Annotated in this window: 11 protein-coding genes; 5 read left to right on the top strand and 6 right to left on the bottom strand. The window is 72.3% G+C overall.

Annotated features, from left to right (window positions below):
* Positions 1–321: 321 nt before the first annotated feature.
* The 3 genes from WH85_RS39410 to WH85_RS53910 all read left to right on the top strand — a co-directional run bounded on the left by WH85_RS39410 (position 322) and on the right by WH85_RS53910 (position 5277).
* Positions 322–3432, top strand: a complete 3111-nt coding sequence (locus tag WH85_RS39410) for a DEAD/DEAH box helicase (protein WP_045747252.1) — start codon at positions 322–324, stop codon at positions 3430–3432.
* Positions 3425–4207, top strand: a complete 783-nt coding sequence (locus WH85_RS39405) for an SWIM zinc finger family protein (RefSeq protein ID WP_052721136.1) — start codon at positions 3425–3427, stop codon at positions 4205–4207. The genes WH85_RS39410 and WH85_RS39405 overlap by 8 nt, the downstream gene beginning before the upstream one ends.
* 284 nt (positions 4208–4491) lie before the next feature.
* Positions 4492–5277 carry a hypothetical protein gene (locus WH85_RS53910; RefSeq protein WP_211275590.1) on the top strand — a complete coding sequence of 262 codons (786 nt, stop codon included), beginning with the start codon at positions 4492–4494 and terminating at the stop codon, positions 5275–5277.
* A gap of 65 nt (positions 5278–5342) precedes the next feature.
* On the opposite strand, the gene WH85_RS39395 is transcribed toward WH85_RS53910, so the two are convergent.
* The 3 genes from WH85_RS39395 to WH85_RS39385 form a co-directional block, all read right to left on the bottom strand.
* Positions 5343–6737 carry an SDR family NAD(P)-dependent oxidoreductase gene (locus WH85_RS39395; protein ID WP_045747250.1) on the bottom strand — a complete coding sequence of 465 codons (1395 nt, stop codon included), beginning with the start codon at positions 6735–6737 and terminating at the stop codon, positions 5343–5345.
* Between the two features lie 331 nt (positions 6738–7068).
* Positions 7069–12234 carry an MMPL family transporter gene (locus WH85_RS52520; protein WP_063775593.1) on the bottom strand — a complete coding sequence of 1722 codons (5166 nt, stop codon included), beginning with the start codon at positions 12232–12234 and terminating at the stop codon, positions 7069–7071.
* 33 nt (positions 12235–12267) lie between these two features.
* Positions 12268–13107, bottom strand: coding sequence for a hypothetical protein (locus tag WH85_RS39385; RefSeq protein WP_157411499.1), 840 nt, complete (start codon positions 13105–13107; stop codon positions 12268–12270).
* 156 nt (positions 13108–13263) lie between these two features.
* Here WH85_RS39385 and WH85_RS39380 point away from each other — a divergent pair, with 156 nt between their 5' ends.
* Entirely contained in the window at positions 13264–13785 is a 522-nt protein-coding gene (locus WH85_RS39380) for an FKBP-type peptidyl-prolyl cis-trans isomerase (protein ID WP_052721137.1), read from the top strand.
* On the opposite strand, the gene yaaA is transcribed toward WH85_RS39380, so the two are convergent.
* The 3 genes from yaaA to WH85_RS39365 are packed head-to-tail and all read right to left on the bottom strand — an operon-like array spanning position 13786 to position 16786.
* Positions 13786–14583 carry a peroxide stress protein YaaA gene (gene yaaA / locus WH85_RS39375; protein WP_045747249.1) on the bottom strand — a complete coding sequence of 266 codons (798 nt, stop codon included), beginning with the start codon at positions 14581–14583 and terminating at the stop codon, positions 13786–13788.
* A gap of 10 nt (positions 14584–14593) precedes the next feature.
* The gene (locus WH85_RS39370; protein ID WP_083449606.1) at positions 14594–14953 is read right to left on the bottom strand and encodes an STAS domain-containing protein; all 360 of its coding nucleotides are present in this window, start codon (positions 14951–14953) and stop codon (positions 14594–14596) included.
* Between the two features lie 51 nt (positions 14954–15004).
* Positions 15005–16786 (bottom strand): copper resistance CopC/CopD family protein, encoded by a 1782-nt coding sequence (locus WH85_RS39365; protein ID WP_245674289.1) that lies wholly within the window; start codon positions 16784–16786, stop codon positions 15005–15007.
* Positions 16787–16850: 64 nt separating this feature from the next.
* Between WH85_RS39365 and pgm the strand changes: the two genes are divergently transcribed.
* Positions 16851–18491: a phosphoglucomutase (alpha-D-glucose-1,6-bisphosphate-dependent) gene (gene pgm, locus WH85_RS39360; protein WP_045747247.1), complete on the top strand. Its 1641-nt coding sequence runs from the start codon at positions 16851–16853 to the stop codon at positions 18489–18491.
* Positions 18492–18537: the final 46 nt, after the last annotated feature.

Raw genomic sequence — 18537 nt, 5'->3', positions numbered from 1 at the left:
CGCCCGTGGTGGTGTGTTGATTACGGGCGCACTGGGCGCCTGAAGTCACCACGCCCGTGGTGGTGTGTTGATTACGGGCGCACTGGGCGCCTGAAGTCATCACGCCCGTGGTGGTGTGTTGTTTACGGGCGTGGTGGGCGCCTGAAGTCACCACGCCTGTGGTGGGCGTGGTGAATTCGGGCGGGCTGCGTGCCCCAAGTCACCACGGGGACGCTGGCCGCGAAACGTGTCTAGAGTCGTCGGCGTGCTGATGAGGATGACGACGCCGCCGGAGAGCGGTCGTTCCCGGACGGTGTGGCCCGGGACGATCGGGGTCCCCGCATGAGCACGATGCTCGCAACCGGCGTCCGCGTCCTGCACGGCCTGGTCGCCCGCGACGGTTCCCTGCTTCTCTGGGCCGAGTCCGACGGCGGCGCCCCCACGATCCCGTCGCGCGATGATCCGTCGCGCGATGATCCGTCCCGCGAGGACCCGTCCCGCGAGGGCGCGCCTGCGGCCACGTCCGGTGGGCCTGGCGTGGCCGGGCAGCCGGGCAGGTCGGCCGGTGGGGTCTCGTCCGCGGTGCAGCGGCCGCGGCGGGGGTATGCGCCCTGGCATCCGTTCGCGGTCGCCGCGGGGGAGTTGCCGGCCGGGGAGGTACGCGACGGCGTCACCGTGATGCTGCCGTCCACCAGTACCGGTCCGCTGGCCTCGCCGCAGCTGGGACTGCCCCCGCGGCAGGGCCGTCCACGGGCGCGCACCTGGCGGGTGCCGGTGGTGGCGGTGCCGTTCGTCGACGCCGACGTGACCGCCGAGTTCGAGGGGCGGGTCGCGCCGTCGGCGGCCTGGCTCGTCGAGCTGTGCGCGTTCGCCGCGTCGCTGGTGCGGCGGGGGCGGGTGCTGCCGCTGGTGCGGGCCGACGGCGCGCGGCCGGTGGCCTACTGGCGACCGGTTCTGATCGGTGGCGACACCGCCCGGCAGGCCGCCCTGATCGAGCGGATGCCGCCCGCGTGCCGGGCCGGTGACCCCACCGTGGCGGCCGCCGACCTGGCCGGGAGCGCGCTGGAACTGCTCGTCGACGGCCTGGTGCGGACCCGGCTGGCCGAGGCGGGCGTGGAGCTGGCCGGATACGGATGGCTGGCCGCGCTCACCGGCGAGCCCGCGTTCGCGGCCGCGCCCGCGCTGCTCGACGAGCTGATCCGGCGGCTCGACGGCTGGCACGAGCAGGCCGCCCGCGGGGCCGGGGTGCGGGTCTGTTTCCGGCTGTCCGACCCGCGCGAGCACGAGCCGGTGATGCCCGACGAGGTGCCGCTGCCGGAGGACGCGTGGCGTCTCGAGTTCCTGCTCCAGGCCACCGACGAGCCCAGTGTGCTGGTGTCGGCCGCCGAGGTCTGGAGCGACCACTACTCGCCGCTGAGCCGGTGGACCGACCATCCGCAGGAGCGGCTGCTCGCCGGGCTGGGCCGGGCCGCCCGTCTGTTCCCCGGCCTGGCCGAGGCGCTGCGTGAGGCGCGCCCGGCCGAGATGCTGCTCGACACCGAGGGTGCCCACCGGTTCCTCAGCCACGCCGGGGTGCTCGCCGAGGCGGGCTACGGCGTGTTGCTGCCCGCATGGTGGCAGCGCCGTCCCGGGCTCGGCCTGTCGCTCGACGTGCGGGGCCGCGAGCCGGTCGCCACGGTGCTGCGGGACCAGGCGGTCGGGTTGCGGGAGATCGTCGACTACCGGTGGGGGCTGGCACTCGGCGGCCGCACGCTCACCGCCGACGAGCTGACCGACCTGGCCCGCGCCAAGGTGCCGCTGGTCCGGCTGCGCGGGCGCTGGGTGTTCCTGGACGCCGGCCGGCTCGCGGCCGGCCTGCGGTTCCTGGCGCGCGGCGGCGGGACGATGACGGCCGGCGACGCGCTCAAGGTGACGCGGCTGCTGCCGCCCGAGGAGCTGCCGCTGCCGGTGACCGACGCCCGGGGCGAGGGCTGGCTGGCCGACCTGCTCTCCGGGCGCCTCGACTCCCGGCTCGAGCTGCTCGACCAGCCGGAGGGTCTGGGGACGGTGCTCCGGGCGTACCAGAGAAGGGGTTTCTCCTGGCTCGCCTTCATGGACGCCCTGGGTCTGGGGGCCTGCCTCGCCGACGACATGGGGCTGGGTAAGACGGTGCAGCTCCTGGCGCTGCTGCTGCATCATCGGGCCGGTCCGGCGCTGCTGATCTGTCCGCTGTCGGTGCTCGGCAACTGGCAGCGTGAGGCGGAACGTTTCGCCCCCTCGCTGCGGGTGCGGGTGCTGCACGGCGCCGGGCGCGACGACCCGGCCTCGCTGGCGGCCGGCGCCGACGTGGTGCTGACCACGTACGCCACGGCGGTCAGCGACATCGACGCCCTGGCCGCGATCGACTGGGACCGGGTGGTGCTCGACGAGGCCCAGCACATCAAGAACAGCGCCGGGCAGGCGGCTCGGGCGGTGCGGCGGTTGCCGGCCCGTAACCGGATCGCGCTGACCGGCACCCCGGTGGAGAACCGGCTGGCCGAACTCTGGTCGATCCTCGACTTCCTCAACCCCGGCGTGCTGGCCTCGGCGCACACGTTCCGGGCACGGTTCGCCGTGCCGATCGAACGCCACGCCGAGGAGGACGCGGCCGCCCGCCTGCGCCAGGCGACCCGGCCGTTCCTGCTGCGGCGCACCAAGGCCGACCCGGGGATCGCCGGTGACCTGCCCGCGAAACGGCACGTCCGCCACCTGTGCGGGATGACCACCGAGCAGGTCAGCCTCTACAAGGCGGTTCTCGACGAACTGCTGCTGCACCTCGAGGAGCCCGGCGAGACCCGCCGCAAGGGCCTGGTACTGGCCGCGATGACCAAGCTGAAACAGGCGTGCGTGCACCCGGCGCTGCTGCTCAAGGACAATTCGGCGCTGCCCGGCCGGTCCGGCAAGGTGGAACGGCTCGAGGAGATCGTCGATCACGCGCTGGCCGCGGGGGAGAGCGTGCTGTGCTTCACCCAGTTCGCCACGTTCGGCGCGATGCTGCAACCGCATCTGGCGGCGCGGTTCAACGTGCCGGTGCGGTACCTGCACGGCGGCACCCCGCGCGGCGCCCGCGACACCATGGTCAGCGAGTTCCAGCAGGCCACCCGGCCGGGCGTGTTCGTGCTGTCGCTGAAAGCCGGCGGCACCGGGATCAACCTGACCGCGGCCAACCATGTGGTGCACGTCGACCGCTGGTGGAACCCGGCCACCGAGACCCAGGCCTCCGACCGGGCCTTCCGTATCGGCCAGCGGCGTGACGTGCACGTCCACACGCTGGTCTGCCTGGGCACCCTGGAGGAACGCATCGACCGGCTGATCGCCGACAAGGGCGTGCTCGCCGAACGGGTGGTCGGCAACGGCGAGGGCTGGCTCACCGGGCTGTCCACCACCGAACTGCGTGACCTGGTCACGCTGGCCCCGGAGGCGATCGTTGACTGACCTGCCACTCGCCTTCCTGGGCATGTTCGAGTCGCTGCGGATGGGGCCCACGTTCGCCCGGGGCCGCCGCGACGAACGCGCCGGGCACGTCCGCAGTCTGACCGTGTCCGGGAGCCTGGCCGTCGCGCTGGTCCGCGGCCCCGACGACCCGGTGGCGTTCCGGTCCCGGATCGCGGTGCGCTCGTTCGGCGCGGCCGACTGGTCCCGGGTGGAGAAGGCCCTGGTCGCGGAGGCCCGGTTCGTGGCGGACCTGCTCGACGGGCGGATGCCGGCCGGGATCGAGGCGGTGTTCGCCGAAGCCGGTCTCGGGCTGTTGCCGCTGTCGCTCGACGAGGTGGCGATGGACTGTACGTGCGAGCGGTGGCCGATGCCGTGTATCCATCTGGCGGCCATGTGTTACGCCCTGGCTCGTACGTTCGAGAGTGATCCGTTCGAGGTCTTCACCTGGCGGGGGCGCCAGCGTGACGAGCTGCTGATGCGGTTGCGGCGGCTGCGGGAGTCGGCGGCGGTGGACTCGATGACCTCGGCCTCGGCCTCGACCGGGACCTCGACCTCGGCGTCGGCGTCGGATCCTCGCCGGGTGGAGCGTCCGCTCGTCGACCCGGCCGATCCGGACGCCTTCTGGGGAGAGGTCCGCCCGGAGGACCCGGTGGAGCCGCCGGCCGGCGCCCGCCCGGATGCATTGCTGGATCAGTTGGATCCGCCCGGGCTCACCCATGAAGGACGTCCGGTGAACGAGGTTCTGCGCGAGGCATATCTCGCGTTACCCGACTGATTCGGAATCTCGTATTTCCCGGTCAAGGCGCGTTAAACACGGATTCTGCATTTCGCATATAAGTGTCCCCGTGGTGACGCGGTGGCCGCCGTGCGCCTGGCAAGTACCTGTGGAGAGCTGCGGAAAGAGGTTCCACGCGCTTGAAACATGATCGGCCGGAATATGTCCGCACGGCCACGGAAAGGATCGTCCGAACGGCCCGGTTTCGGCAAACGCCTGATTTCTGCTATCGCCCGTGATGGGCTGAGGGAGTCAAGCAAATGTGGTCGAAAAAGGTGTTGGCAATGAATGATGTGACGCGCATGGTGGCGCTCACGGGCATGAGTGTGGCCGCGGGCGCGATGATGGGAATCGGACCGGCTCAGGCGGCTCCGGCGGCCACCACGAGCACCCCCGGCGGGAGCAGCAGCACCGCTCAGGTCCAGGGACCCTACGACGACGACTACGTGGTCGGCTACTTCCGGTCCGAGCGCCGCTGCCAGCGGGCCGGCTGGATCGGCGAGCGGCGGGGCGCCTGGGACGACTACCGGTGCTACAACGCCCGGGTTCCCGGATACGGCTGGGTGACCGTGCTCGAGGTCGAGCAGGACAACTGGCGGTGGCGGGACTGGCGGGGCGGCTGGCCGGGTGACTGGCCGGAGCGCCCGGACTGGGTGGTCGGGGTCTACCACATCGGTGGTCCCTACAAGCACCCGTTCCGGAACGGGCCGGGCAACTGGGACGGCCCCGGTGGTCCCGGCGGACCGGGTAACTGGGACGGTCCGAAGGGTGGCCCCGGCGGACCTGGGGGACCCGGTGGTCCTGGCGGCCCCGGCGGACCGGGTAACTGGGACGGCCCGAAAGGTGGCCCCGGCGGACCTGGCGGACCGGGTAACTGGGACGGTCCGAAGGGTGGCCCCGGCGGACCCGGGGGACCCGGTGGTCCTGGCGGCCCCGGCGGACCGGGTAACTGGGACGGCCCGAAGGGCGGCCCTGGCGGCCCTGGCGGACCTGGCGGACCCGGCGGCCCCGGCAACTGGGACAGGCCGAAAGGCAGCGTCAGCATCTCCGTGCTCGGCGGCGGCTTCTGAGATCGCGGACTGACGAGGGCCGCACCGGATCACTCCGGCGCGGCCCTCGCCGTGTCACCGTCGTCCTACCAGGCGACCGGCGCGTAATCCTTCAGGAAACACCCGTAGACGTCCTCGCCCCGCTCACCGCGGACGATCGGGTCGTACACCCGGGCCGCCCCGTCCACCAGGTCCAGCGGCGCGTGGAACCCCTCCTCGTGCAGGCGCATCTTCGTCGGATGCGGGCGCTCGTCGGTGATCCAGCCGGTGTCCACGCTCGTCATCAGGATCCCGTCGGCGAACATGTCCTCCGCACTGGTGCGGGTCAGCATGTTCAGCGCGGCCTTCGCCATGTTCGTGTGCGGATGCCCGGCACCCTTGTACCCACGGGCGAAGATCCCCTCCATCGCGGACACGTTCACCACGTACCGCCGGGGGAACGAGGACGCGGTCATCGCCGTACGCAGACGGCTGACCAGGATGAACGGCGCGGTCACGTTGCACAGCTGCACCTCGAGCAGTTCGAGGGGGTCGACCTCGTGCACCCGGTCGCTCCAGCTGTTCGTTGACGTCGTGTCCGGCACCAGGCCACCCGCGTCGATCGCCACCGACCGCGCGGTCAGCGCCATCTCGGTGATCTGCTGCGGCGTCAACGTGGTCACACCCGACGTCAGCGCGGCCGCCGGCGACGAACCGGCAGTCCCGAAATACTCCAGCTCGGGCAGCGGACCGGACGGCAGCGACTCGGCCTCGGCCGCCGCGATCGCCGCGTAGGAGCCGGCGGTCCGGCGTACCGTCTGCGCCGCGTTGTTCACCAGGATGTCCAACGGCCCGCGCGCCGCCACCGATTCGGCCAGACCCACCACCTGGGCCGGATCCCGCAGGTCGAGGCCGACCACCCGCAGCCGGTGCATCCAGTCACCGCTGTCCGGCATCGCCGTGAACCGCCGGACCGCGTCATGCGGGAACCGCGTCGTGATCGTCAGATCGGCCCCGTCGCGGAGCAGCCGCAACGCGATGTACATGCCGATCTTCGCCCGCCCGCCGGTGAGCAGCGCGGTCCGGCCGGTGAGGTCGGTGCGCGCGTCCCGCCGCGCATGGTTCAGCTCGGCGCACCGCGGACACAACTGGTGGTAGAACGCGTCCACCACGGTGAACCGCTGCTTGCACACGTAGCACCCGCGCGCCTGCTTGAGCACACCCGCCGACGCGCCGCGCACGGTGCTCTTCAACGGGATGCCGGCGGTCTCGTCGTCGATCCGTCCCGGCGCGCCGGTCGCGGTCGACGCGGTCACCGCGTCGTCGTGCGCCAGCATCGCCTGCCGCCGGTCCTTGCGCCGCTGCACCTTCACCGTCTTGAACAGGCTGGCGGTCGCCCGCCGCACCGCGACCGCGTCCGGGTGCTCCGGCGGCAGACCCTCCGCCTCGGCGATCACCGCGAGGCAGGCCGCGAGCCGTTCCGGCTCGATGCCGGGGACCATGTCCGTTTCGGCGCCCAGCGTTACATCCAGGTCCGGAGTCCGTTCCGGCCCGTGCTCCGCGCCCGGCCCGGCACCCGATGCCGCGCCCTGCCCGGCGCTTCGGTCCGAGCTCGGTCCCCCACCCCGTCCCAAGCGCTGTTCCACACCCGGCTCCACGCCCGCAGCGACACTGCCGGTCATTCCCACGTCCTTGTCTGATCCCACCGCGGGGCCCTCTGTTCCCACCGGAGGCACTGTACTGACCCGGCGGTCCTATCGGCCGCCGGGCATCATCCCGCAAGGATGCCGGTCACGCCTGCGGGAGGTGATTTTCCCCCGGAACGCGGACCCGTCACTTCCCCGCGTCGGGGCTGTGGTCCGGCTCGTCGTCCTTCTTGCGCGAGGTGCGCTTCGTGCCCGGGTGGTCGGCCAGCGATGCCGGGCGCCGGCTCCTCTCGGGGTACGAGTGATCGCCCGCGCCACTGGTGGACGCCGGAGGGCCGGCGTGACGCCCGCCCTCGTGCGTCTCGCCCCGCGTCCTGCGGGACTCGGCGTCCTTCTTCCGCCGGGGCTCGGCATCCTCCAGCGTCCGCGGCCGCCGCGCCGGCGTGCCGGCCGCCCTGCGGCCCCCCGTCACACCGGAACCCCGACCCGCGGGATCCTGACCCTCGACACCCTGGTTCGCGGCGGTCCCGGTCACGATGTTCTCGGCTTCGACGGGGCGTCGTTCCGTGGTGCTGGGCTCGGTGCTTCGTCCGGTCGAGAGGTCGCCCAGGGTCGCCGGACGGTCCGTAGCGGGAGAAACCGGCTCGATCGGCGAGGACCCACCCGACAGCCACTCGTCAAGAGTGTGCGGCCGCCGCTGCCGCTCGCTCGCGGTGCCCGCGATCGGCACGGGCGTTTCGGGCGTGGTAGCCGCCTGAGGGGTCGTGGCCGGCTGAGGGGGCGTGGCCCGCTGGGGAGCGGCGGGTGTCTCGGGCGCGGCGGGCGCCTCGGATGTGGCGGGTGTCTCGGGCGCGGCGGGTGTCTCGGGTGTGGTGGGCGTCTCGGGTGTGCTGACGGTCGAACCGGTGGCGGTCGAACCCGCGGCGGTCGGACCGGTGGCGGCGCTCGGCCCGTCGTCGCCGCTCTGGGTGCGGACCAGCCAGTCGTCGAGCGTCGCGGGCCGGGGTGCGCTGGGCGGGTAGGGAAGTTCCGCCTCCGGCTTGCGCTGCGACAACCAGTCGAACGAACCCGCCCCCGAAGTGAGATCCGCCAGCCGGGGATCCGCCCGCCACGCGAACGGATCCGGGGCAGCCTCGCGGGTGCCCGCATCATCGACGGCGACATCATCAGAGACATCACCAGAGACATCAACGGCTACGTCCTCGACCGCCTCAACGGCTGTCGGGGTGGCAGCTTCCTCCAGCTCCGCAGGCGGAGATGCCGCAGGCTCGTCGGCCTCCACAGACGGGGACGCCGCAACCTCGTCCGTCGTTTCGGCAGGCGTGGACTCTTCGTCCGCGTCCGATTCGGCTACCTCGTCCGATTCGGCTACCTCGTCCGATTCGGCTACCTCGGCTACCTCAGCTGTCTCAACAACCTCAACTGCCTCGACTGCCTCAACGAGCTCAACTGCCTCGACTGCCTCAACGAGCTCAACTGCCTCAACGAGCTCAACTGCCTCAACGACCTCAGCTGTCTCAGCCTCAGCCGTCTCATTCGCCGCGGATTCGGACGGCTCGGCGGGGACCGTCTCGGGAAGGTCCTGGATGGACTCCTGCTGCGCGAGTTCCTCGAGCTCGGTCGCCAGCTCCGGCTCTTCGGCGGCTGGTTCCTCGGGCTTCGGCTCGGACTCCTCGGCTTCGGGGGTCTCGGGTTCGGGTTCTGCCTCGATCGCCGCGGCGCCGGCGGCCAGGGTGGCATCCACCTCGGCCCAGATGTCGTCGCTTCCGGCCGGTTGGGGCGCCTCCGCAGAATCGGATTCCTGGGGCACCTGCTCCGGGGACTGCGGTTCCTCGTGCAGGGTCTCTTCGGCCTGCGGTTCTTCGGCCTGCGGTTCCTCGTGCAGGGTCTCTTCGGCCTGCGGTTCCTCGGGCTGAGGTTCCGGGGCTGGGGAATCCTGAGAGGTGGGCTCGTCTGGTTCGGGTTCTGTGCCGGTGGGCTCGGCGCGGGGGACCGACAGGTCTTCCATCAGGGCGGACCAGGTGGGTACCGGTTCGGCGGAGATGGCTACCTGGACCTCGGCGGCGGCGAACACCGGCAGGACTGTCGTCGCGTCCGGACCGGGGTCGGTGGTCGCCTCCGGCACGGGCACGTCCAGGACGTCAACCTCGACGTCGGTCTCGGCCTCGTCGGTCCTGATCGCATCGGGGCCGGCCTCGGCGGTGCCACCGGGAAGGGCCTCGGTGCCACCGGGAAGGGCCTCGGTGGTGCCGGGAAGAGCCTCGGCGGTACCGGGCGAGGTGCCGGCGTCGGGGGTGGCCCGGGGCTCGGTGCTGTCGGGGGGAGTGTCCTTGCGGCCGGAGAGGGCGTCCTGACGGCCGGCCGCCTCCACCAGACGGGTGGCCTCGTGGGAGGACTCCTTCTCGGCGAGGAAGTCGAGGACCGTCTCGTAGTCCAGGATGGCCGTTCTGTTGACGTCCGCGTCCGATGCGGGCGAGGAGCCTGCGGGCAGAGCCAGGACGGTGAGGTACTGGGTGGGATCGGCGATCGTGCCGGTCAGCGCGGGAGGCTTCGGGTCGCTCTTCGCGTCTGAGTCGTCCGGCTCGTCCGGTGCCTTCTCGGCCGGGCGGCCGGATTCTGTCTTCTCGGCCGGGCGGCCGGACTCGCCGAGCGCCTCGGCGTGGGTCGCCGACTCCTCGGACGGTTTCTCCGGCTTGGAGAGTCTCTCCGGCTTGGAGGGCTTCTCCGCAGCGGTGGGCTTGTCGTCGGGGTGTTCGACCTCGCCGAGCGCCTCGGACGGCTTCGCCGGTGTCTCGTTGCCGGGGTTGTCCAGGTCGCGGAGCGCCTCGTAGCGCTTCATCGACGTCTCGTCGTCCCGGGTCAGGTTGAGCTGGGTGACGGCCGGATCCTGGTAGGCCGCTGCGGGCTGGGCGGGATCGGTTCGTGTCGCCCGGCTCCGGGTCAGGGGTGACGGGTGGGTCGGAACCGGCGAGATGGGCGCCACGAGGGTGGTGACGGTGGCGGCGGGATCCTCGGGAACAGCGACGTCCGGTTCGTCGGGGACGGCGACCGCCGGGTCGTCGGGAACGATCGCGGTGTCGGACGGGACGGGAGGAGCCGCGGGAACCGGGCCGGCGGGCGGGGCGGGAGCGGCCGGCGCCGCCGTCGTCGCCGCGGGGCTCGGGGTGGGGGGACCTTCGGGAGCTGACGGAGGCGTACCCGGAAGGAGGGAATGCCGCCCGGTGGGCTCGTCGTCGTCCTCCTCGCCGGCGTGTTCCGCCAGGCCCGCACGCTCCTGAAGGCGCCGCAGCGGCCCCGGCGCCCACCAGGCCGCGTCGCCGAAGAGGGCGAGTACCGCGGGGACCAGCAGCATCCGGACGACCGTGGCGTCCAGGACCAGCGCGATGATCATGCCGACGCCGACGAAGCGCATCGTGGTGACGGTGGAGAGGGCGAACGCGCCGGTGACCACGATCAGGAGCAGCGCCGCCGCGGTGATCACGCGGCCGGTGCTGGCCAGGCCGGCGGTGACGGCCTCGCGGCTGGTGGCGCCCTTGAGCCGGGCCTCGACCATCCGGGAGAGCAGGAACACCTCGTAGTCGGTGGAGAGGCCGAAGACGACGGCGGCCATCAGGACCACGATGCCCGCTTCCAGCGGTGCGGGAGTGACGTCGAGCAGCCCGGCGCCGTGGCCGTCCTGGAAGATCGCGACGAGCAGGCCGAAGGTGGCGGTGAGGCTGAGGCCGCTCATCACCACCGCCTTGATCGGCAGCAGGATCGAGCCGAAGGCCAGGAACATCAGGATCAGGGTGGCGCCGGCCAGCAGGCCGATCATCAGGGGCAGTTTGCCGGCGATGGCCTCCAGGCTGTCGACGTTGCGGGCGGTGGTGCCGCCGACCAGGATCTCGGCGTTCGCGGGTGGGGTGAGGGCGCGCAGGTCCGTGACGACCTGGCGGGAGGCGTCGCTGAACGAGTCGCCGTCGGTGAGCGCGGCGGTCAGCACCACGACGCCCGGGCCCTGACCGGACGGGGTCACCGCGGCGACACCCGGCACGGCACCGGCGGCCTGCGTCAGCGTGGTCACGTCCGGTTCGCTGCCGTCGGCGGTACGCACCACCACCTGCACACCGTCGGCGCTGAACTGCGGGTAGTCGGCCTTGAGCGTCTCGATGGCGATGCGGGACGGGTCGCCGGCCGGCAGGGTACGTTCGTCGACCTCGCCGAAGCGGACGCCGGTGATCGGTAGGGCGAGCAGGACGAGTCCGATCAGGATCGGCGCGGCCACGAGCAGCGGGCGGCGCAGCACGGCCCCGGAGAGGCGTTCCCAGCCGGTGCCGCCGCCGTTGCCGGTGAACGGCAGCCGGACCGGCAGCTTGTCGACGCGCGGGCCGAGGATCGCGAGCAGCGCCGGGAGCAGCGTCAGGGACAGCAGCATCGCCAGGAAGACGGCCGCGAGACCGCCGTAGGCGAGCGACTTGAGGAAGCCCTGCGGGAACAGCAGCAGGCCGGCCAGGGCGGTCATCAGCAGGGTGGCGGAGAAGAGCACGGTACGCCCGGCGGTCGCCACGGTCCGGCGGACCGCCTCCGCGGTGTCGTGCTTGGCCTGCTCCTCACGGAACCGGCCGACCATGAAGAGGCCGTAGTCGATGGCCATGCCCAGGCCGAGCAGGCTGGCCACGTTGACCGCGAACGAGTTGACCTCGTGGGTGAGGGCGACCGCGTGCAGCACCCCGAGGGAGCCGAGGACCGCGGCGCCGCCGACCACGACGGGCAGGGACGCGGCGACCAGCGAACCGAAGATGACCAGCAGCAGCACCAGCACGATCGGCAGCGAGATCATCTCGGCGAAGACCAGGTCGTCGGTGGACCGTGACGTCGAGGCGTGGGCGAGCGGGATGCCGCCGGCCAGTTCGACGCTCGCGCCGGGGACCGTGAAGTCGTCCTCGATCCCGGCGTACGCGGCCAGCTTGTCCGCGTCGTTCTCGCCGACCAGCGTGATCATGGCGACCGCGCTCGACTTGTCCGCGGCGGCGAACGCCGCGGATTTCGTCTCCCAGTACGACACCTTGGCGCTGACCGCGTCGGCGGGCAGTGCCGCGAGCCGTGCGGTGATCCGCTCGGCGAGCGCCGCGTCGTCGATGCCGCCCTGGTCCGGGCGGTAGATGGCGATGACGTCACCGCCCTGCCCACCGGCCGCCGTGGCGGCCACGTCGGCGGCCCGCGACGACTCACTTCCCGGGTCGTTGTAACCGCCCTCGGTGAGCTGCCCGAACACCCCGAAGCCCCAGACACCGGCGCCGAGCACCGCGACCAGCGCGACGATCAGTACCGGCCACCGACGTCGGGTGACTCGTGATCCCCAGCCCGCGAACACCGCAACCTCCCGCAGTCATGCTTCTCCCGCAGGTCAGCTCAGAGTCGCAGCCTGCAGGGCGACACCACCGCAATCCTCGTCGAAGGACTGCCGGGTGATCCATTCGACGGAGATCTTGCCAGGGCGGGTCGCGCTGTAGTGAACCGTGTAGGCCGCGGTCTTCAGCCCCGTGCCCCGATGCTCCCAGGAATCGGTCACCGTCTCACCCCCGGTGGACAGTTTCAGGCGCAGTTCGCCCTCGGCGGCGGCCAGCCCGACGTACAGCCGCAGGATGCTGATGCCGCTGCCGGCCGGGGCGGACAGCGTGAAGCCCTGACCGGCGCCGCAGACCCGGGCGCCGCTGGTCACCCCGGTCGCCGCGGCCAGCGGCTTCCCGCCGGTCCAGCTGAACCTCTCCGGGCTCAGGGTGTGCCGTTCCCGGGCGGTGCCGGGGGTGCCCTCCAGGATGGCGAAGCCGCCGGCGGCGTTGCGGTCCATCGCGTACCGGCCCTGCTCGCCCCAGTGCACCCAGTCGGCGACGCCCTCCTCGGTCAGGTCGACGGCCTCCGGCACCACGGACCGCTCGATGGAGACCGAGTCGATGGAGACGAACGACGGTGCCACCGAGGCGCTGCCGAGCGGGATCGGGATCTGCGGGCCGGGGGTGGCGGCGAGTCCGTCGACCGGCGGCCCGGCCGGCGGTGGCGGGTTCGGCCGGCTGGTGTCGAGGACCACGAGACCGAAGGAGACCACGGCGATGATGCCCACCAGGATCACCGCGCCGGTCGCGGCGTGATCACGCCAGGGGCGCCGTCCGCCGTCCATCGGCACTGCCTGCACCTCGTGCCGGGTACGGCGGCGGGCGGCGCGGCCGGTGGGCGGGCGATCAGGCACGGACGCCTCCAGGATCGGACGGGGAAGGGCCGTAAACGATCTCATCCTGCCGGTCCGGTGGTGAAGAGAGGGATGTTCCCCGCCACATCGGTGGCGATGACTAGTACGGTGTCCGGGCTGTTGCTTTCCGTCCGTTCCGAGCCCAAGGGGACCGCGATGCCCGACAAGAACGCCTCGACGAACACGCGCCGGGGTCCGGCGCTGGCGGGTCTCGCCGCCGCGGTCCTGATCCTCGTGGTGGCGGTCGTCGTCTTCGTCATGGTGCGGTCCGGTGATGACAAGGGCGCGACCGCAGCCCCGGAGAGCACCGCCGCCACCCTGTCGCCCGAACTCCAGAAGGAGCCCGAGGTCACCAAGGGTGACGGGGCGCCGCTCACCGCGCTGGGCATCACGGAGATCGTCGCGGGGGCGGGCCCGGTCGTGCAGAGCGGGCAGACCGTGACGTTCAACTACAAGCTGGTGTCGTACACGTCCGGCGAGATGATGGACTCGTCGTGGAGCCGGGGCGAGCCGTTCACCAGCCAGATCGGCGTCGGCTCGCTGATCAAGGGCTGGGACCAGGGCATTCCCGGGCAGAAGGTGGGCAGCCGGATCCAGATGGACGTGCCGGCCGATCTCGCCTACGGCCCGGAGCGCGGCGACCTGCGGTTCGTCGTCGACATCCTGGACGCCAAATAGCTACAGGTCGGTGACGACCACGTCGAGCTGGCGGGGCCTGGTGGCCGGTCCGGGGCGTTCCTCGACCGTGAACTTCAGGTCCCGCAGCGCGGTGACCAGCTCGTCGACGCCGGTCGCGGTGACGCGTTCGGTAGCGAGGGCCCGCACCAGACGGCCCTTGGTGGCCTTGTTGAAGTGGCTCACCACCGACCGTTTCGGCACGCCGTCGACCACCCGCTCGTGCAGCACCCGCAGGGCGGCGGCGTCCGGCCCCGGCGTCCAGACCGCCGCGTAGGCGCCGGACCGCAGGTCGAGCACGGTCCGCCCCTCGGTGGCATTCTTCAGAGCCACGGTCAGATTCTTCTTCCAGTACGCGGTGAGCCCGCCGACCGGAGCGGGCAGCGTCACGCCGATCGCGCACCGGTACGCCGGGATCCGGTCACCGAGCCCGACCACGCCCCACAGGCCGGAGAAGACGAGGGCGGTCCGGTCCAGCCACTCCCGTTCCGGCGGCGCCAGGGTGTCCGCACCCAGCGCGTCGTACAGCACCCCGGTGTAGATCTCCGCCGCCGGGGCGGCCGGTGCCGTCAGCAGTCCCGCGTTGCGGGCGATCTCCCCGCGCTGCCCCTCGCTCAACCCGAGCACCCTCAGCGAGTCGGTGATCGACCGTTCGCTGCTGCGCCCGCAGAGGGCGACCAGACGCTGGAGCACCCGGGTGCGGGCGGCGGCGAGTTCGGGCAGCCGGAGCCCGGCCGGGTCGGCGGGGTCGCCGGACACGGCCGGGGTCTTGCCCTCGGACGGGGGAAGCAGGATCAGCACGCGGGCGACATTAGCCCGCGTGGCCGTCCTGACGATCGGCGAGGGCGTCCGCCACGCTGGGGTAGATCCCGAGACGCTGGGTCAGGCCCACCGTGTCGAGCAGGCGTTCCAGGAACTCGCCGGGCCCGGCGATCCGCAGCCAGCCGCCGGCCCACTTGGCCCGGTTGTGGCCGATCACGAACGTGCTGAGCCCGATCGAGTCGCAGAAGTCGACGCCGGCGAGGTCGACGACCACCCGTGGCTCGGGCCGGGCCAGGGCTTCCTCGATCCGGTCGGCCAGCAGCGGCGCGGTGTCCAGGTCGAGGTTGCCCTGCACGGTCAGGACCACGGCGGGTGATCCGGGGTTATCAGCAATCGAAACATTCAACATGGGGGACCTCCTTGAGTCCCCTCTCTGCCCAAAAAGTGACTGGCTGTCACATCACTTGCCCGGCGGGACGGTCACGGTGGTCTTCACGGTGGCCCGGTTCAGGTCGTCGACCCGGATGGTGAAGGCCAGCTCGTACGTGCCGGGCAGCGGGAACGTGATCGAACCGAGGGCCTGGTGCGCCGGGCTGTCCAACGGGGCGATCTCCTGTTCGACCGCCTCCAGGTCGAGGTTCTCGTCGAGCAGACGGGCGGTCAGCTCCCATTCGGCGGCCCGCAGCGGGGCGCCGGACGGCGCGTACAGGAAGGCGTGCACCGTGTTGTACTCGCCGAGCTCGACCGGGTAGAGGTCGAACTGCAGCGCGTAGATCGAGCTGTCCAGCGTCTCGGCAGCGCCCTTGCCGGTGATCGCGCCGTCCTTGACGCCCGCGGTGCGGCCCGGGTCGACCTGCACCAGCACGGCGCTGAGCGCCAGGATCACGACCGTCGCGACGACCTCGACGCCCACGGTACGCGCCAGCCCGGTCCCGTGCCGCGCGGTGAGCACGAGCTTGCGGGCCAGGGCGGCGAACCCGAGGACCACGGCGAGCAGGCCCAGTTTGGCGAGCAGGAGCCGGCCGTAGCCGGTGTTCCAGAGGGCCGCGACCGAGCCGAGCTGGACGGCCGACTGGATGCCGCCGGCGATGGCCAGCCAGAGCACCGACATGGCCGCCCAACGTGACCAGACCGGCAGGATCCGGCCGAGGACCCGCCGGTGCACGCCGCGCAGCAGGAACCCGATCAGGGTGACCAGCCCGCCGATCCACACCGCCATGGCGGCCATGTGCACGGCACCGACGGTGACGGTGAGCCAGGGCATCGGGGCGGCGACGGCGTGGCCGGTGAGCGGCCAGGTGGTCAGCCCGGCGGCGCCGAGCGCGAGGACGAGGACGGCGCGTGCCCGCGACCGGTCCGGGCGCCGGGCGGCGAGTGTGGTGGCCGGGGGAGCGGTGAGGGTCAGCACGGCCCCGTCGGCGGGCGGGTCGGTGGAGACCAGGGTGACCGGGCGGGCCGGTGCGGTGGTGGCCGCCGCGGGGCGCAGCAGCGGCGGCACGAGCAGGGCGATCAGGGCGAGGACCGCCAGCCGGGCCATCAGGATCCAGCCGAACTGGCTGTTCAGCACCTCGGCGATCTCCGGAATGCTGACCTGCCAGGCCGCGGATCCGCTGCCCTGCGGTGCCTGGAGCAGCAGGGCGCCGACGGTGGCGACGGCGGTCAGCGCCACGCCGGCCCGCACGAGCCGCAGCGCCCCGCGACGGGAGCGCCGGGGCGGCCACAGCAGGGCCAGGAACAGGGCGGGGCCGGCGATCAGCGTGACTCCGGCGTACCCGGTGAAACGCAGGGTGGGGACCGCGGCCGCGACCGACCAGTGGGGTCCGGTGCTGGTGGCGGCCTCCGGACGGGCCGAGGGCGCACCGACCGAGAAGGTGATCGCGCCGCCGATCGGGTGGCTGTCGGCGGAGATCACCCGGAAGCTGATCAGGTACGTGCCGAGCGGCCGGTCCGGTTTGCGGACCGGGATGGTCAGCACCGCGCCGTCGATCGTCGGGGTGCCGTTGATGCGCTCGCCGTCCGGGGCGATCACCTGGATCCGCCCGGCGACCGGCGCCACCGGCTCGCTGAACGTGACGGTCACCACCGACGGTGAGGTGCTGATCACGCTGCCCGGTGCGGGGTCCGACCCGACCGGGGTGGCGTGCGCGGACGCCGGGGCGGCGGGGGCGAGCAGCGCGCCGAACAGGATGAGCAGGAACAGCAGTACGCGCGGCCTCGTCACACCGGGTAGTTCGGATGCCACCCGAGAAAGGTTCAAGCGCGCTGGATACGATTCGGGGCAGGTCCACGCTCTCCAGGAGGCCGCCTTGTCAGTCCATCCCCGCGCCGGCCGGCCGGCCGAGGCCGCCGACCTGATCGATGTTCCCCAGGTCATCTCGCGTTACTACACGGAGCACCCGGACCCGTCGCAGGCGGGGCAGCGGGTCGCGTTCGGCACCTCCGGGCACCGTGGGTCCAGCCTGCGGTCCGCCTTCAACGAGGATCACATCGCCGCGACCAGCCAGGCGATCGTGGAGTACCGCCGGGAGCAGGGCACCACCGGCCCGCTGTTCCTGGGCCGCGACACCCACGCCCTCAGTGAACCCGCGATGATCACCGCGCTCGAGGTGTTCGCGGCGAACGACGTGACCACGCTGATCGACAGCCGGGACGGCTACACGCCGACGCCCGCCCTGTCGCACGCGATCCTCACCTACAACCGGACGTCCCCGGTCAAGGCGGACGGCGTGGTGGTCACCCCGTCGCACAATCCGCCGGACGACGGCGGCTTCAAGTACAACCCGCCGAACGGCGGGCCGGCCGACACCGACGCCACCAAGTGGATCCAGGACCGGGCCAACGAGCTGATCGCCGGCGGCCTCAAGGACGTGCGGCGGATCAGTGCGGCCCGGGCCCGGCAGTCGGCCACCGTCTCCGGCTACGACTTCCTGGCCGCGTACGTGGACGACCTGCCCTCGGTGATCGACGTGGACGCGATCCGCAAGGCGGGGGTGCGCATCGGCGCCGACCCGCTCGGCGGGGCGAGCGTGGCGTACTGGGGGGAGATCGCCGACCGGCACGGCCTGCACCTGACCGTGGTCAACCCGGCCGTCGACCCGCGGTTCGGCTTCATGACCCTGGACTGGGACGGCAAGATCCGGATGGACTGCTCGTCGCCGTACGCGATGGCGTCCCTGATCGAGCAGAAGGACCGGTTCCAGATCGCCACCGGCAACGACGCCGACGCCGACCGGCACGGCATCGTCACCCCGGACGGCGGGCTGATGAACCCGAACCACTACCTCGCGGTGGCGATCGACTACCTGTTCCGGACCCGTACCGGCTGGCCGGCGGGCGCCGGGATCGGCAAGACGCTGGTCTCCTCCTCGATGATCGACCGGGTGGCCGCTCAGCTCGGCCGCCGCCTCGACGAGGTGCCGGTCGGCTTCAAGTGGTTCGTGCCCGGCCTGATCGACGCGTCGATCGGCTTCGGCGGCGAGGAGAGCGCCGGGGCGTCGTTCCTGCGCCGCGACGGCAGCGTGTGGAGCACCGACAAGGACGGGCTGCTGCTCGACCTGCTCGCCGCGGAGATCATCGCCACCACCGGCAAGACGCCCAGTGAGCACTACCGGTCGCTGACCGGGCAGTTCGGCGAGCCGGCCTACGCCCGGATCGACGCGCCGGCCACCCGGGAGCAGAAGGCGATCCTCGGCAGGCTGTCCCCCGAGCAGGTCACCGCGAAGGAACTGGCCGGCGAGCCGATCACCGGCGTGCTGACCAGCGCGCCGGGCAACGGCGCGGCGATCGGCGGCCTCAAGGTGGTCACCGCCTCCGGCTGGTTCGCCGCCCGGCCGTCCGGCACCGAGGACGTCTACAAGATCTACGCCGAGTCGTTCCAGGGCCCGGACCACCTGGCCCGGATCCAGGACGAGGCCCGCGGGGTCGTCTCGGCAGCCCTCGGGGGCTGACCGGGGCGTCACTCAGGTTCCGGATGCGCCCGCCGACAGGTATGCC

This window comes from Actinoplanes rectilineatus, assembly GCF_000962825.1.
GTDB classification, from domain to species: Bacteria; Actinomycetota; Actinomycetes; order Mycobacteriales; family Micromonosporaceae; genus Actinoplanes; species Actinoplanes rectilineatus.
This window is presented reverse-complemented; position numbering and strand designations above follow the sequence as displayed.

Bases quoted from the DNA above. Each gene is read 5' to 3' on its own strand.
- WH85_RS39395 (WP_045747250.1), bottom strand. From the start codon at position 6,737: ATGGTCCCCGGCATCGAGCCGGAACGGCTCGCGGCCTGCCTCGCGGTG.
- WH85_RS53910 (WP_211275590.1), top strand. From the start codon at position 4,492: ATGAATGATGTGACGCGCATGGTGGCGCTCACGGGCATGAGTGTGGCC.
- WH85_RS39410 (WP_045747252.1), top strand. From the start codon at position 322: ATGAGCACGATGCTCGCAACCGGCGTCCGCGTCCTGCACGGCCTGGTC.
- WH85_RS39370 (WP_083449606.1), bottom strand. From the start codon at position 14,953: ATGTTGAATGTTTCGATTGCTGATAACCCCGGATCACCCGCCGTGGTC.
- WH85_RS39380 (WP_052721137.1), top strand. From the start codon at position 13,264: ATGCCCGACAAGAACGCCTCGACGAACACGCGCCGGGGTCCGGCGCTG.